At 59.3% G+C, this 12,683-nt stretch carries 10 protein-coding genes and 2 pseudogenes; 5 read left to right on the top strand and 7 right to left on the bottom strand.

The annotated features are described in order from the left end of the window. The first annotated feature begins 31 nt into the window (after nt 1-31). On the top strand, nt 32-1,486 hold the full coding sequence (gene gltX, locus QO005_RS12625; RefSeq protein ID WP_307158397.1) for a glutamate--tRNA ligase: 1,455 nt from the start codon (nt 32-34) through the stop codon (nt 1,484-1,486). Between the two features lie 30 nt (nt 1,487-1,516). After that, nucleotides 1,517-3,013 (top strand): lysine--tRNA ligase, encoded by a 1,497-nt coding sequence (lysS, locus tag QO005_RS12620; protein ID WP_307158396.1) that lies wholly within the window; start codon nt 1,517-1,519, stop codon nt 3,011-3,013. A 161-nt stretch (nt 3,014-3,174) separates the two neighbouring features. Here the strand turns inward: lysS and QO005_RS12615 are convergent, their stop codons facing one another. The 3 genes from QO005_RS12615 to QO005_RS12605 all read right to left on the bottom strand — a co-directional run bounded on the left by QO005_RS12615 (nt 3,175) and on the right by QO005_RS12605 (nt 6,142). Continuing rightward, on the bottom strand, nt 3,175-4,407 hold the full coding sequence (locus QO005_RS12615) for a prolipoprotein diacylglyceryl transferase (protein ID WP_307158395.1): 1,233 nt from the start codon (nt 4,405-4,407) through the stop codon (nt 3,175-3,177). Nucleotides 4,408-4,651: 244 nt separating this feature from the next. After that, the gene (locus QO005_RS12610) at nt 4,652-5,542 is read right to left on the bottom strand and encodes a DMT family transporter (protein ID WP_307158394.1); all 891 of its coding nucleotides are present in this window, start codon (nt 5,540-5,542) and stop codon (nt 4,652-4,654) included. Between the two features lie 123 nt (nt 5,543-5,665). Further along, a complete protein-coding gene (locus QO005_RS12605; RefSeq protein ID WP_307158393.1) occupies nt 5,666-6,142 on the bottom strand; it encodes a MarR family winged helix-turn-helix transcriptional regulator in 477 nt (158 codons plus the stop codon). A gap of 256 nt (nt 6,143-6,398) precedes the next feature. Between QO005_RS12605 and QO005_RS12600 the strand changes: the two genes are divergently transcribed. Continuing rightward, nucleotides 6,399-6,971, top strand: a complete 573-nt coding sequence (locus QO005_RS12600) for an SH3 domain-containing protein (protein ID WP_307158392.1) — start codon at nt 6,399-6,401, stop codon at nt 6,969-6,971. An 83-nt stretch (nt 6,972-7,054) separates the two neighbouring features. Here QO005_RS12600 and tal read toward each other — a convergent pair whose 3' ends face one another. After that, nucleotides 7,055-8,014, bottom strand: a complete 960-nt coding sequence (gene tal, locus QO005_RS12595; protein WP_307158391.1) for a transaldolase — start codon at nt 8,012-8,014, stop codon at nt 7,055-7,057. Nucleotides 8,015-8,352: 338 nt separating this feature from the next. Between tal and QO005_RS12590 the strand changes: the two genes are divergently transcribed. Next, the gene (locus QO005_RS12590) at nt 8,353-9,330 is read left to right on the top strand and encodes a sugar-binding transcriptional regulator (protein ID WP_307158390.1); all 978 of its coding nucleotides are present in this window, start codon (nt 8,353-8,355) and stop codon (nt 9,328-9,330) included. A gap of 45 nt (nt 9,331-9,375) precedes the next feature. Here QO005_RS12590 and QO005_RS12585 read toward each other — a convergent pair whose 3' ends face one another. Next, on the bottom strand, nt 9,376-9,768 hold the full coding sequence (locus tag QO005_RS12585) for an RrF2 family transcriptional regulator (protein WP_307158504.1): 393 nt from the start codon (nt 9,766-9,768) through the stop codon (nt 9,376-9,378). A gap of 203 nt (nt 9,769-9,971) precedes the next feature. Here QO005_RS12585 and QO005_RS12580 point away from each other — a divergent pair, with 203 nt between their 5' ends. Continuing rightward, nucleotides 9,972-10,943: an alpha/beta fold hydrolase gene (locus QO005_RS12580; RefSeq protein WP_307158389.1), complete on the top strand. Its 972-nt coding sequence runs from the start codon at nt 9,972-9,974 to the stop codon at nt 10,941-10,943. 125 nt (nt 10,944-11,068) lie between these two features. Here QO005_RS12580 and QO005_RS12575 read toward each other — a convergent pair. Both QO005_RS12575 and QO005_RS12570 read right to left on the bottom strand, forming a co-directional pair. After that, a pseudogene (locus QO005_RS12575) lies at nt 11,069-11,599 on the bottom strand (transposase); the annotation flags it as partial. Nucleotides 11,600-11,742: 143 nt separating this feature from the next. Continuing rightward, nucleotides 11,743-12,582: pseudogene (locus tag QO005_RS12570) on the bottom strand (transposase); the annotation flags it as partial. Between the last annotated feature and the right edge of the window lie 101 nt (nt 12,583-12,683).

Raw genomic sequence — 12,683 nt, 5'->3', positions numbered from 1 at the left:
CGGCCCTTTGCACGCACTCACGAGCAAGATCATGACCACTTCCGGCGTTCGCGTCCGCATAGCCCCCTCTCCCACCGGCGAGCCGCATGTCGGCACGGCCTATATCGCGCTGTTCAACTATCTCTTCGCCAAGAAACATGGCGGCGAGTTCATTTTGCGTATCGAAGACACCGATGCCACGCGCTCCACCGCGGAATTCGAGCAGAAGGTGCTGGACGCGCTGAAATGGTGCGGCCTTGAATGGTCGGAAGGCCCGGACATCGGTGGCCCCTATGGCCCCTATCGCCAGTCGGAACGCAAGGAAACCTACCGTCCCTTCGTGGACAAGATGGTCAATGAAGGCAATGCCTTCCGCTGTTTCTGCACGCCGGAACGGCTGGAGCAGATGCGCGAGGCGCAGCGCGCGGCGGGCAAGCCGCCGGGCTATGACGGGCTTTGCCTGCATCTGAAGGCCGAGGAAGTTGAAGCCCGCGTTGCCGCCGGTGAGCCGCATGTCGTGCGCATGAAGATCCCGACTGAAGGTGCCTGCGAATTCCACGATGGCGTCTATGGCGATGTCTCGATCCCGTGGGAAAGCGTCGACATGCAGGTTCTGCTGAAGGCGGACGGGATGCCCACCTACCACATGGCAAATGTGGTGGACGACCACCTGATGAAAATCACCCATGTCGCACGCGGCGAGGAATGGCTGGCCTCCGTGCCGAAGCACATTCTCATCTATAAATATCTGGGCCTAGAGCCGCCGAAATTCATGCACCTGTCGCTGATGCGCAATCACGACAAGTCCAAGCTTTCAAAGCGCAAGAACCCAACCTCGATCTCCTATTACTCCGCGCTTGGCTATCTGCCGGAAGCGTTGATGAACTTCCTTGGCCTGTTCTTCATCCAGATTGCCGAAGGCGAAGAACTGCTGACCATGGAAGAGCTGGCGGAAAAATTCGACCCGGAAAACCTTTCCAAGGCAGGCGCCATCTTCGACGTGCAGAAGCTGGACTGGCTGAATGGCCGCTGGCTGCGCGAAAAGCTCACCTCGGAAGAATTCCTCGACCGCATCCTCACCTGGGCCTCGGAAAACGGCCGCCTGACGGAAGGGCTGAAGCTCGCCCAGAGCCGCATTTCCAAGCTTGGCGAACTGCCGCAGCTTGCAGGCTTCATGCTGGCTTCCGATGTCGGCCTGACGCCCGCCTCCTTTGCCGGGCTGAAGACCAGCCCGGAGGAGACACTGGAAATCGTTTCCACCGTGCAGGCCGATCTCGAAAAGATCCTGGAATGGAATGTCGAGACGATCGAAGCGGAATTGCGCGCCATTTCCGATCGGCTGGGCAAGAAGCTGCGCGTTGTCACCCCGCCGCTCTTCGTCGCCGTGTCCGGCAACCAGCGCTCGCTGCCGCTGTTTGATTCCATGGCGCTTCTGGGCCGTTCCGTGGTGCGTCAGCGCCTGAAGGTAGCAACCCAGGTTCTCACCTCCATGGTGGGCGCGAAGTAAGGCCGAGCGAGCGAGAGACAGGATAACAAAATGACCGAGACCAAGACCGAAACCGCCCTCTCCTCCGACGCGTCTGAAGTGCGCCGCCAGAAACTCGCCATGCTGCGCGAGAAGGTGGGGGATGTCTATCCGGCGCATTTCCACCGCTCCATCACCAATGCGGAGCTTTCGGAAAAATATGCCAGCCTTGAGCCCGACACCGAGTCGGACGATGTGGTGACGGTGGCCGGCCGCGTCTATTCCTCGCGCAATTCCGGCATGTTCATGGACCTGCATGACGCGACCGGCAAGATCCAGATCTTCTCCCACAAGGACACGACGCCGGAAGAGGCGCGCGCCCTTTTGCCGATGATCGATCTGGGCGACATTATCGGCGTGAAGGGACAGGTACGACGCACCAAGCGCGGTGAGCTGACCATCAATGCGCATGAGATCACCATGCTCACCAAGACGCTGCTGCCCATGCCGGAAAAGTGGCATGGCGTGACCGACATCGAGGTGCGCTACCGCAAGCGTCACCTCGACATCATGACCAACGAGGAATCGAAGCTGCGCTTCCTGCAGCGCTCGAAGATCATTTCCGGCGTGCGCCGCTTCATGGAGGCCGACGGCTTCATGGAAGTGGAAACGCCCATGCTGCAATCCATCTATGGCGGCGCATCGGCGGACCCTTTCAAGACGCACCACAACACGCTGAAGCAGGACATGTATCTGCGCATTGCGCCGGAACTCTTCCTGAAGCGCACGCTGGTCTCCGGCCTTGCCGACAAAATCTTCGAAGTGAACCGCAACTTCCGCAATGAAGGCGTGTCCACCCGGCACAATCCCGAATTCACGATGATGGAGTGCTACTGGGCCTATGCCGATTACGAGGACATGATGGATCTCGTGGAGCGGCTGTTTGCCGATCTCGCCACCCGCATCCATGGCTCCACCGAGTTTGCCTTCGGCGACAAGGAACTCTCCTTCAAGGGTCCGTTCCGCCGCGTGCCGATGCCCGAGGCCGTGAAGGAAGCGACCGGCATTGACTTCATGAGCATCAAGACCGACGAGGAAGCCCGCGCCGCCGCCAAGGCCGCCGGCTTTGCCGTCGAGAAAGACTGGACCTGGGGCGAATGCCTTGCCTTCATCTTTGAAGAAAAGGTGGAAGGCACGCTGATCCAGCCCGCCCATGTCACGCATTTCCCGAAGGATATTTCGCCTTTTGCCAAGGAGGTGCCGGGCGAGCCGCGTCTGGTCGAGCGTTTCGAGACCTATTGCAACGCCTGGGAAATCGGCAATGCCTTTTCGGAACTCAACGATCCGGAAGAACAGCGCCGCCGCATGGTGGAACAGTTGGAACAGGCCCATGCCCGGGGCGAAAAGGACAAGCAGCTGGACGACGAATTCCTGGATGCCATGGACCAGGGCATGCCGCCCGCAGGTGGCCTTGGCATCGGCGTGGACCGTCTGATCATGCTTTTGACCAACGCCCCGTCGATCCGCGACATCATCCTCTTCCCGGCGCGGCGCGCCAAGGCGGACTGAAGCATTTCCAGGAAAAGTGGTAGCCGGTTTTCCGTCCGGAAATGCGTAAAAACAAAGAGTTAAAGCATTTCCAGGAAAAGTGGTGACCGGTTTTCCGGCCACAAGTTCCACTGACATTCAAGACAAAGGCCCGGTCAATTTCGTTGACCGGGCCTTTCTTTTCATCTCAGGGAAATACCGCGCGGCAGGACGTTATCGCTCCCCTCGCTCTCCTTGGAAACGAGAGGCTTTGCCGCATCGGCGGCGGCGTCCGCTTTCTGCTCGGCAGGCTTTTCATCGCCATTGCCGAGAACTTTTGCTTTCAGCGACGAGAACCAGCCGGCTTGCTCCGCCGCCTGGGCGGGTTCACCTTTCGCGGCCTCGGTCTTTGCGACCTCCGGCGTGGCGGCGGTTGCGGCAGGTTCATGGCCCGGTGCAGCAGCAGGTGTCTCAGCCTTAGGCGCGTCCTTTGCGGCATCGCTGACGGCAGCCTCAGCGCCGGGCGGGCTGGCTTCAACTGCGGCATGGGCGTCCTGGGGCTCGGCCGGATGTTCGGCAGGCTTCTCTGCCCCGAAGATCAGGCCTTTCACCTTTCCGGTCAGCGATGCAATCAGACCGGGCTTTTCATCACCGGCAGGCTTCTCAGCCTCATGACCATCCGCAGGCTTGGCCTCGCCCTCGCCGCTTTTTGCCTCACCCCCATGGGCATCCCCGCCCTGAGCATCCCCACCATGGGCATCGCTACCGTGCGCATCGCCGCCCTTGGCCTTGGCGTCTCCATGACCGCCGCCTTTGGATTTTCCACCTGATTCCTTCTTGCCGCTGCCATGCTCGGCCTCGGGCACAACCGGAGCCAGACAATCGGCCTTGTCGGTGAGGCTGGCCATCAGGGCGGAGGCATCTGCCATGGGCATATCGATGCGCTCGCCATAAAACTCGCCATCGGCGCTGGCGGGACGCTCGACATAGCGGGCCGTCAACGGCGCAAGATCTGTCTCGTCGGTCATGATGGCCGGGTTCGGCACATAGATGACATCGGCCCCGACGACACGGCCTCGGATATCGGCGCGGTCTTTCGGGCCGTTCTTGTCCAGAACCACCACCTGCACCAGATCGGCCTTGCTGCTTTCCTGAACCGCCTTTGCCACGCGCAGCGCCGTCTTGATGCGCGCCATGCCGTCGGCAGGTTCAGTGACGATATATTTGCGCAGCCAGACATGATTCTTGCGCTGTGTCTTCACGGTTTGAACGTCCGTGCAGGCAAGGCCGTTGATGCTGGCATAGGAGGGACCGATCAGCGTATCGCGGCCGATAAAGACCGCCGCTGAACCCGTGGCGCCACACAGCACGATCACGCCTCCGAAGATCAGCAGAATCTTGCGGGAAGGCTGGAACTTGCCCAAAAGTCCCTTCATCTCAACAGGCTCCCCGCACCGGAGCGGTTCCGGAACGCCGGGACAGGCCTTCCTTCGGAAACGCATATATCACTCTGATGCACCTGGGCGACCGGACAAGCCCGTCACACCCCGATGCAGCACCCACACCACACTTATCCCTTGTATTTTAGGGCTGGCTTGTTGCGGAATATTTAATGTGAGGCTTACCGGACAGGGGGAGAGGGCTGGTTTCGTCCGCACGGTTAACGGCGGGTGAATAATTTCATTGTGAGCTTACCAATTTGGCATTCCGCGCCGCCACGACATGCTCCCGCCAGACTGTAAACAGTCCGGCCGCGACGACGATCAGCGATCCGAGCACCATATTCACCTTCAGGCTTTCACCAAAAACCACCACGGCAATCAGCGAGGCCAGAACCAGTTGCCAATAGGCAATGGGCTGCACTTGCACGGCGCTGAGATTGTCATAGGCCTTGATCAGGCAGAAATGGCCGACAATCCCGGTGCAGCACAACGCCAGCATCCAGAACCAGTCCTTCTGGGCTATTCCCTCGAAGACGAAAGGGGCGATGAGGTTGGACCCGGCAAAACCGACCATGCACATATAGAAAAAGCTGGTTTCCGGCAGATCCACCCGGCTGACAAGACGGGTCAGGATGCCGTAAAGCGCGCCACACAGCGCGCAGGCCAGCGGCAGCACCACCAGCGGCGTGAACCCATCGGCTTTTGGCGACAGAATGAGCAGTACGCCCACCAGACCGACGGAAATGGCGCTCCAGCGCCGCCAGCCCACCTTTTCGCCCAACAGCGGTACGGAAAGCAGCGCCACAAAAATCGGCCCGGATGCAAAGACCGCCTGGGACTGGGCCAGCCCGACATAGCGAAAGGCCCAGATGGACACCACGATCTGAGCACCCAGAAGCACGCCCCGCAGCACCTGTAGCACAGGCCTTTGGCTTCTTACCGCCGCGCGCAGGCCGCCGGGGGCACGGGAGGCCAGAACGAGCGCAAATCCCGCAAAGGCCCAGTAGCGAATGGTCGCGACCACCACCGGCGAATAGCTATCGCCCAGATGCTTGGAAATGCCATCCTGACAGGAAAACACGGTATAGGCGATAATGGCGAAGAGGTAACCGAGCGGCGTGGATTTCATGGGGCAAATACGATCGGAGCAGGAGGCTTATTGATACCGTCACCCCTCTCTAACCGGCTTGGCCAGAAACCGGTAGCACTTCAGAATGACATTATGCAGCAAGCCAACATATTTCGAGATCGATCACTTCGCCGATGACGGCAGGTCGACGCCTTCCTTCAACCTGCCCTGAATCTGCTCGAACACCTTCAGCGCGATCTGCAGGTCATCCGGCTTGCACCCGGACAGCAAGGCCTCTTCAACCGGCAGGACACGGGCGTGAATATCCTTGACCACGGCAAGGCCGGAGGGGGTGAGGAAGATGCGGTTTACCCGCCGGTCCCCCTCGTCCGGGCGGCGTTCGATCAGCGTCTGGCCTTCGAGAATATCCAGGAGGCGCACCAGGCTCGACCCATCCAGGCCGACCATTTCCGCCAGTTCCTTTTGCGTCACGCCATCGCCCAGGTGATAAAGATGCACGAGAGGCCGCCAGCGGGCATCGGTAAAGCCAAGCGCCAGCAAATGCTCCTCCACGAACCGCCGCCAAAGGCGAGCGACACTGACAAGGCGAAAACCGAAATGGGGTGTGGCGTCCCCGGTACTGTCATCATCCAAATTCATTGGGCAGGCAACTCGCAGATAAAAATACTCAAGGGCAGACATAGAGCAGGATTTGCCCGCGCACAGGGTTTCTTCACCACTTTGCGATAGGACCTGTAATACCAAGGCTCGAAGATGCTCACGCATCCTCGCCTTGAAGAGATTTCGAATATCTCAAATGCATCAGGGGCTTGAGATATTCGAAAAGGGAATACGAAGAGTCATTTTCAATGACTCTTCGTATAAGAGAATGCGACAGATCAGGGGAGATTGATCCATGCGTCAGACACGCATCGCCGCAAGACTGTTTTGCCGCCTCGGTATTCTGTTGCCTCTGCTCGTCACCGGCACCAGCCAAAGCGCCGCGCAGACGGTCATTCCGGCCCCCTCCATGACCGCGCCTGCCGGCAGGGTTCAGGCTGGCCCGCAAGGTGGTGTTCAGGGCGGCATGCCGGATCCCTATCTCTACCACATCACCGGCCTGCCCCAGGGCGCAAGCCTTGATGTCCGCTCCGGCGCAGGGCCTGCTTTCCGGGTGATTGCGTCGCTGCCCGAGGGCACGCCGGTGGATATGCAAAACTGCATGGAAAGCCGGGGCGGCTATTGGTGCCGCATCGCCACGTTTGAAAGGCCGCGCATCAGCGGCTGGGTGGATGGCCGCTTCATTACCAAGGATGGCGGCGAGCCTCCGGGAACCATCGGCGGCATGCCCGGCGAGATCATCATCGACCCCTATGGCGGCAAGGGCGGCAAAAACGGTCAGCAGCAGGGCAATCGCGGCAATAGCAGCGGTAACCGCTTCTTCGCGCCCTCACAGCAGTCCGATACGCCGGAGGATGGCAGCGAATAAGACTGGGACTAAACAGGGACGTGATTTAAAAAAGAAAAGGCGCGGATCGCTCCGCGCCCTGCAAGTCTTGGTTGTGCAGGCAATCAGGCAGACAGCTTCTTGGCCACCATGCCGCGCAGCGTGGCCAGATCCTTGGCGAAGCTGCGAATGCCTTCGGAAAGCTTTTCCGTCGCCATGGCATCCTCGTTCAAGGCCCAGCGGAAAGCCTTTTCATCATAGGAAACCCACGGGTCTGGCGTGGTGCTTGTGGGCGAGAGCTTGCGCGGCAGATCGCCCTCGGCCTTGTCCAGTTCGTCCAGCAGGGCGGGGCTGATGGTCAGGCGGTCGCAACCGGCCAGCGCTTCGATTTCACCGGCATTGCGGAAGGAGGCCCCCATGACGATGGTTTCGATGCCGTTGACCTTGTAATAATTGTAGATGGAGCGGACAGAGACGACGCCCGGATCGGTCTCGGAGGTGTAATCCTCGCCGGTGGACTTCTTGTACCAATCGAGAATACGGCCAACGAAGGGCGAGATCAGGAACACCTTGGCTTCAGCGCAGGCCACGGCTTGAGCCTTGGAGAAGAGCAGCGTCAGATTGCAGTCAATGCCTTCCTTCTGCAACACTTCGGCGGCGCGGATGCCTTCCCAGGTGGAGGCGAGCTTGATGAGGATGCGATCGCGCTCGATGCCGCGCTCCTTGTAGGCGGCAATGATGGCGTGCGCCTTGGCGATGGAGGCTTCGGTATCGAAGGAGAGGTCGGCATCCACCTCGGTGGAAACCCGGCCCGGTACCAGCTTGGTCAAGGCAGCGCCGACGGAAATGGCCAGACGGTCGGCCACGGCGGCAATGGTGGCCTCGGAAGAGGCGCCACCCTTGGCCTTGCCCCACTTGATCGCCTCTTCGAAGGCATCGGCGAACATCTCCGTGCCCAGCGCCTTCAGAACGATGGTCGGGTTGGTGGTGCAATCCACCGGCTTCAAGCGCGCCACAGCTTCAATGTCGCCGGTATCGGCAACCACGGTGGTCATGGCGCGAAGCTGTTCCAGTTTCGAGGTCATCCGTAAATTCCTTTGGTTCTACGGTTCAATCATCTGATGCATCTCCGCACGGAGAGATCAGCAGCCTTTATACGAAGAGTCATTGAAAATGACTCTTCGTATTCCCCTTTCGAATATCTCAAGCCCTTGATGCATTTGAGATATTCGAAATTCTTTCAAGGCGAGGATGCGTTAGCATCTTCGAGCCTTGGTATGACCGCTTCATTCTTCAAACGAACCGGCTCGATCATGGTTCGAATATCGTGATGACATGGGCGAAAGTCAATACATTTGTCGTTCAGATTTGACATATGTTTCAGAGGCGGTGATAGTGAGGAAAAGAGTGAGGGAGGCAATCCATGGCCAGATTGAGACGTGAAACGCACACCGCCTATGCGGAAGCCGCCTCGCTTCGCCTGAAGGCTGCCTGGCTATACTACAACCAGGGATTGACGCAAAAGGACGTGGCGGACAAGCTCGGCATAAGCCGCTCCACAGTCATCCGCATGCTGGATGAAGCGCTGAAACGCTCTGAGGTGCAGATCTGGATTGCCGATGGCGTCGACGATTGCGTGGAACTGGCCGTGAAGCTGGAAAAAGCCTTCGGTCTGGATGAGGCGGTCGTGGTGCCTTCGGTGGATGGGCAGGATGCGGGCGGCATTGCCAAGGCCGTCGGTCAGGCGCTCGGCCAGTTTCTGACGGAGGTGGTGAGCGACAACGCCACCATCGGCGTCGGCTGGGGCCGTACCATGACGGCCTCGCTCTCCGGCTTTCGCCCGCCACGGCTGCAAAACTGCAAGGTCGTCTCGCTGCTCGGCGGCATCGTCGCCGTGCATCAGACCAATCCCATCGATTACACCTGGCGGCTGGCCAGCCAGTTGGGGGCGGAATGCTACATGTTCCTGGCCCCGCTGCTGGTGGACAGTGTGGCCACAAAGCGGGCGCTGATCGAGCAATGCGGGCTTAAGGCGATTTACGATCTGGCCGAAAACCTCGACCTCGCCGTGGTCTCCTGCGGCGATATCGGCCTGCACTCCACCTCGCTGTCGGAGGGCTTCATCACGCGGCAAACCCTGGAAGAACTGGTGGCGGCGGGCTGCGTCTGCGACACCATGTTCAACTTCCTCGACGCCGAAGGCCGCTCCGTCGATCACCCGATCAACGAGCGGGTGATGTCTGTCGATCTCGATACGCTGAAAAAGGCCAAGCACATTGTCATTGCATCAGGCGGCGCACATCGGGCACCGGCGATTTCGGCAACGATGAAGAGGATTGGCTGTCATACGCTGATTACGGATGAGGCAGCGGCGCGGGCGTTGTTGGGGTTGGTTGGGTGACGGGTATGGCGGCTTGGCGCCATTTGCGGTCATGACTAGCGCCGCTTACTTTGTTGCGAGTGCCGTTCCAGCGATTTGCGCCAGTGTCGTTGCCGCATAGGCTTTTTCCAATTCAGCTTCCGCGACCCTATGAGCATGTTCGAGAACGGCGTTCGAAGCGCGTTCGACTGGACAATTGGGATGGTCTCGGGATAGGGGGGCAGGCAGCAGTTGCCCATCGATCAAAGCGCGCTGCACATCCAGGACCGTGATCCGATCGAGCGGACGGGTTAGCTTCCATCCGCCCCCACGTCCACCTTCCGACTCGACGATGCCGTGATTGCGCAGGCTCCCAAGAGTGCGACGGACGACAACCGGATTTGTGTTTAGCATTTGCGCAATCCGCTCAGACGTTTCTCGGCCTCCGAGCAGCCCCATATGAACGAGCACATGCAGCATCCTTGCGAGACGACCATCACTTTTCACTGTCCGCCTTTCTGCAACAATGTTTGTTACGGTATCTTGACCTTGCCTGCTGATGTGTAACATATGTGGTTACGAAAACAGAGGCAAATTATATGCTTCGTTGAACCTTTATGGCCGCGGCAGCGCAATTCGTTGTCTACGGTTCCGCCAGACAGGCATTCAGTCAGGAGGCTCATATGAAAGACACTGTAATTTCCACAGCCACAATACGCATGAGCATCATCGAGGCTGGAAAAGGTCCGCTCGTCTTGCTCTGCCACGGCTTTCCCGAAACCAAATATGCTTGGCGTCACCAGATCGAGGCCCTCGCGCGCGTCGGCTACCGCGCCGTTGCGCCGGACATGAGAGGATATGGGAAGTCGGAATCTCCGGAACGCGCAGACCAATACACAGTTTTCCACGCGGTAGGCGACCTTGTCGCGCTGCTGGATGCTCTCGGCGAACGGCAAGCGGTGGTGGTGGGCCATGACTGGGGTGCTACAATTGCGTGGCAGGCCGCGCTGATGCGGCCCGACAGGTTCCGGGCCGTTGTGGCTTTGAGCGTGCCGATGATGGGCCAGCCACCTGTGCCTCCTTCACAAATATTCCCTCAGGATGACAGTAGCCTATTCTACACCCTGTACTTCCAAGACCCGAATGAAGCCGAGGCCGAGTTTGGACGGGATGTCGCACTGACGCTGCGCAAGCTGATCTTCGCGGCCAGCGGCGAAGCCGGGCCCCGTTTGCCCGGTGACAGCACCCCTAATCCGTTTGGCATGGTCTCGCGATCCACGGGTCTGTTGAAGAGCCTGCCGGAGCCCGCCACGTTGCCCGACTGGTTGCCCGCCCTCGACTTCGACCGGTTGGTCAAGGACTTCGAGGTGTCAGGCTTCCGAGGTGGCTTGAACTACTACCGTAACCTAGATCGGAACTGGGAATTGCAGCATCTAACCGCTGGCCTGCCGATCACAATTCCGGCGCTGTTCATGATCGGCGAAAGGGACACAGGTCTCAGCGTTCCGGGAATGAATCAGATCATCGCGGCAATGCCGACGCTTGTTCCCGATCTGCGGGGATCACATGTTATCCCAGACGCAGGCCATTGGCTTCAGCAAGAGCGGCCAAACGAGGTTTCGGGGGCGATCCTGAGCTTTTTGGAATGCGTCTAGGCGACTTGGTTGCTGCTTTGTAATGGTGCCATTAGGTCCCCTTAGGGCCGAAAGCGTTGAAAAAGGCGCGTTGTAATCTCGTTCCGGCGTTCCCGTTTTAGGGACGGGCCGATATGCATTTCCCTTCACGCCGGTTTTGGAGCTGGTGGCGGGATCAGCTTGGCTAGCTTCCGGAGGCTTTGGGCTGCTGCGGCGAGGTGGAACTCATCACGCGCTCCGTTCGGCCCTCGTAGTCGTAGGCGATCCAGTTTGAGAATGCGTTTCAGGTGAGCAAATAGCATCTCGACCTTTTTCCTCTGATGCCTCGACCTAACATAGGCTTCGGTTTTGGCAATATCGCGCGCCATGTCGCGAGCGCCCTCATGGATGGAGCGTGGTATCTTACGCGCCGGGGCGTTTGGACAGCATTGAGGTTTTAGGGCGCAGGCGTCGCAGTCGAGTTTGCTGGCCCGATACCGTATCATGCCATCTTCATCCACGAGTGGACGCTCGTTCTTGTAGGCGACCTGTCGCGAGCGTAGCTCCTTGCCACCAGGGCAGGTATAGAGATCGCGCTCATGGTCATAGGCGAAGTTGGGGCGCTCGAATGTGCCATCACGCCGTTCGGACTTGTCGAAGACGGGAATATGTGGCTCTATCCCGCGCTCGTGGACTAGGGTGGGTGGGTATTCAGCTTTGGGCGGGCTGCAAACGGCAATTTCCTGCGCTTCCGGTGCTCATGTACTCAAGTACACTCCGCTCCGGTTCTCAAAAATCACCGTTTTCGCCTCCCCCAAAACTGAATCCCCACACACCCTAGCCAGCCCAACATCTCTGCCGAACCATAGGCGGTGTCGGTGGCCAGCCGTTCCGGATGGAGACCGAAGATATCCTGAGCACGCTCAATCATGGTGCGTGCCGCGCCGACCTCTGCCTGCCGGATCGCACGGCTCGCCTCGACATCAATGATAACAGCATTATCTAGATCAATCAGATAGTTGGTAGCGTACGCGAAGAAGGCGTGGCCTTTCATTGCTCCGGTCCACTGCGCCGCCGGGTCCGATCTCGATACGAACTTCGGCTTTGTTTCGCTGGCCGCACCCCATGCTGCGTCATCCAGCGTATCGAGATATTCCTGAACCGAGCGGCTGGTCTCGGCCATAGCCTCCCAGTCGACTGCTTCCGAGCCTTCGGCCGAGCGCTGCTTGTTGGCGTCCGCCTTGATCAGGCTCGCATCGACGGCGAAGCCCTCGCCACCGACAAGGCCCTCTTCGATGCAACGCCTGACCGTCGTCTCGAACAGTTCCCGGAGCAAGTCGCTATCGCGGAAGCGGCCATGCCGGTTCTTGGAGAAGGTCGAATGATCAGGGACATCACCTTCAAGCCCGAGCCCGCAAAACCAGCGATAGGCGAGGTTCAGATGTACCTCCTCACACAGCCGACGCTGCGAACGGATGCCGAAGCAGTAACCAATGATCATCAGTTCTGGATCAATGGAAGGCCGCCCGATCTCGCTGTAGAAAGGGCGCAAGTGTGTCCGAAGGCCGGACAGATCGACGAAGCGGTCGATAGACCGAAGAAGATGGCTCGCCGGCACGTGCCGCTCGATGCCGAACTCGTAAAACAGCGCTTCCTGCGCTACCGTCCGCTTGCCCATCATCGGCACATCCTCCTAAACCCTAGAAAGAGTGAATCAGAACTTCGCACCGACAGCAACGCCGACTTTTTCACCAGTATCCGCCATTTGCGGTCATTGCGGCC

Origin of the sequence: Allorhizobium paknamense (assembly GCF_030815125.1) — a bacterium.
In the GTDB taxonomy this organism is placed as follows: domain Bacteria; phylum Pseudomonadota; class Alphaproteobacteria; order Rhizobiales; family Rhizobiaceae; genus Allorhizobium; species Allorhizobium paknamense.
Note: the sequence above shows the minus strand (reverse complement) of the source record. Positions and strands in the feature narration are given on the sequence as shown.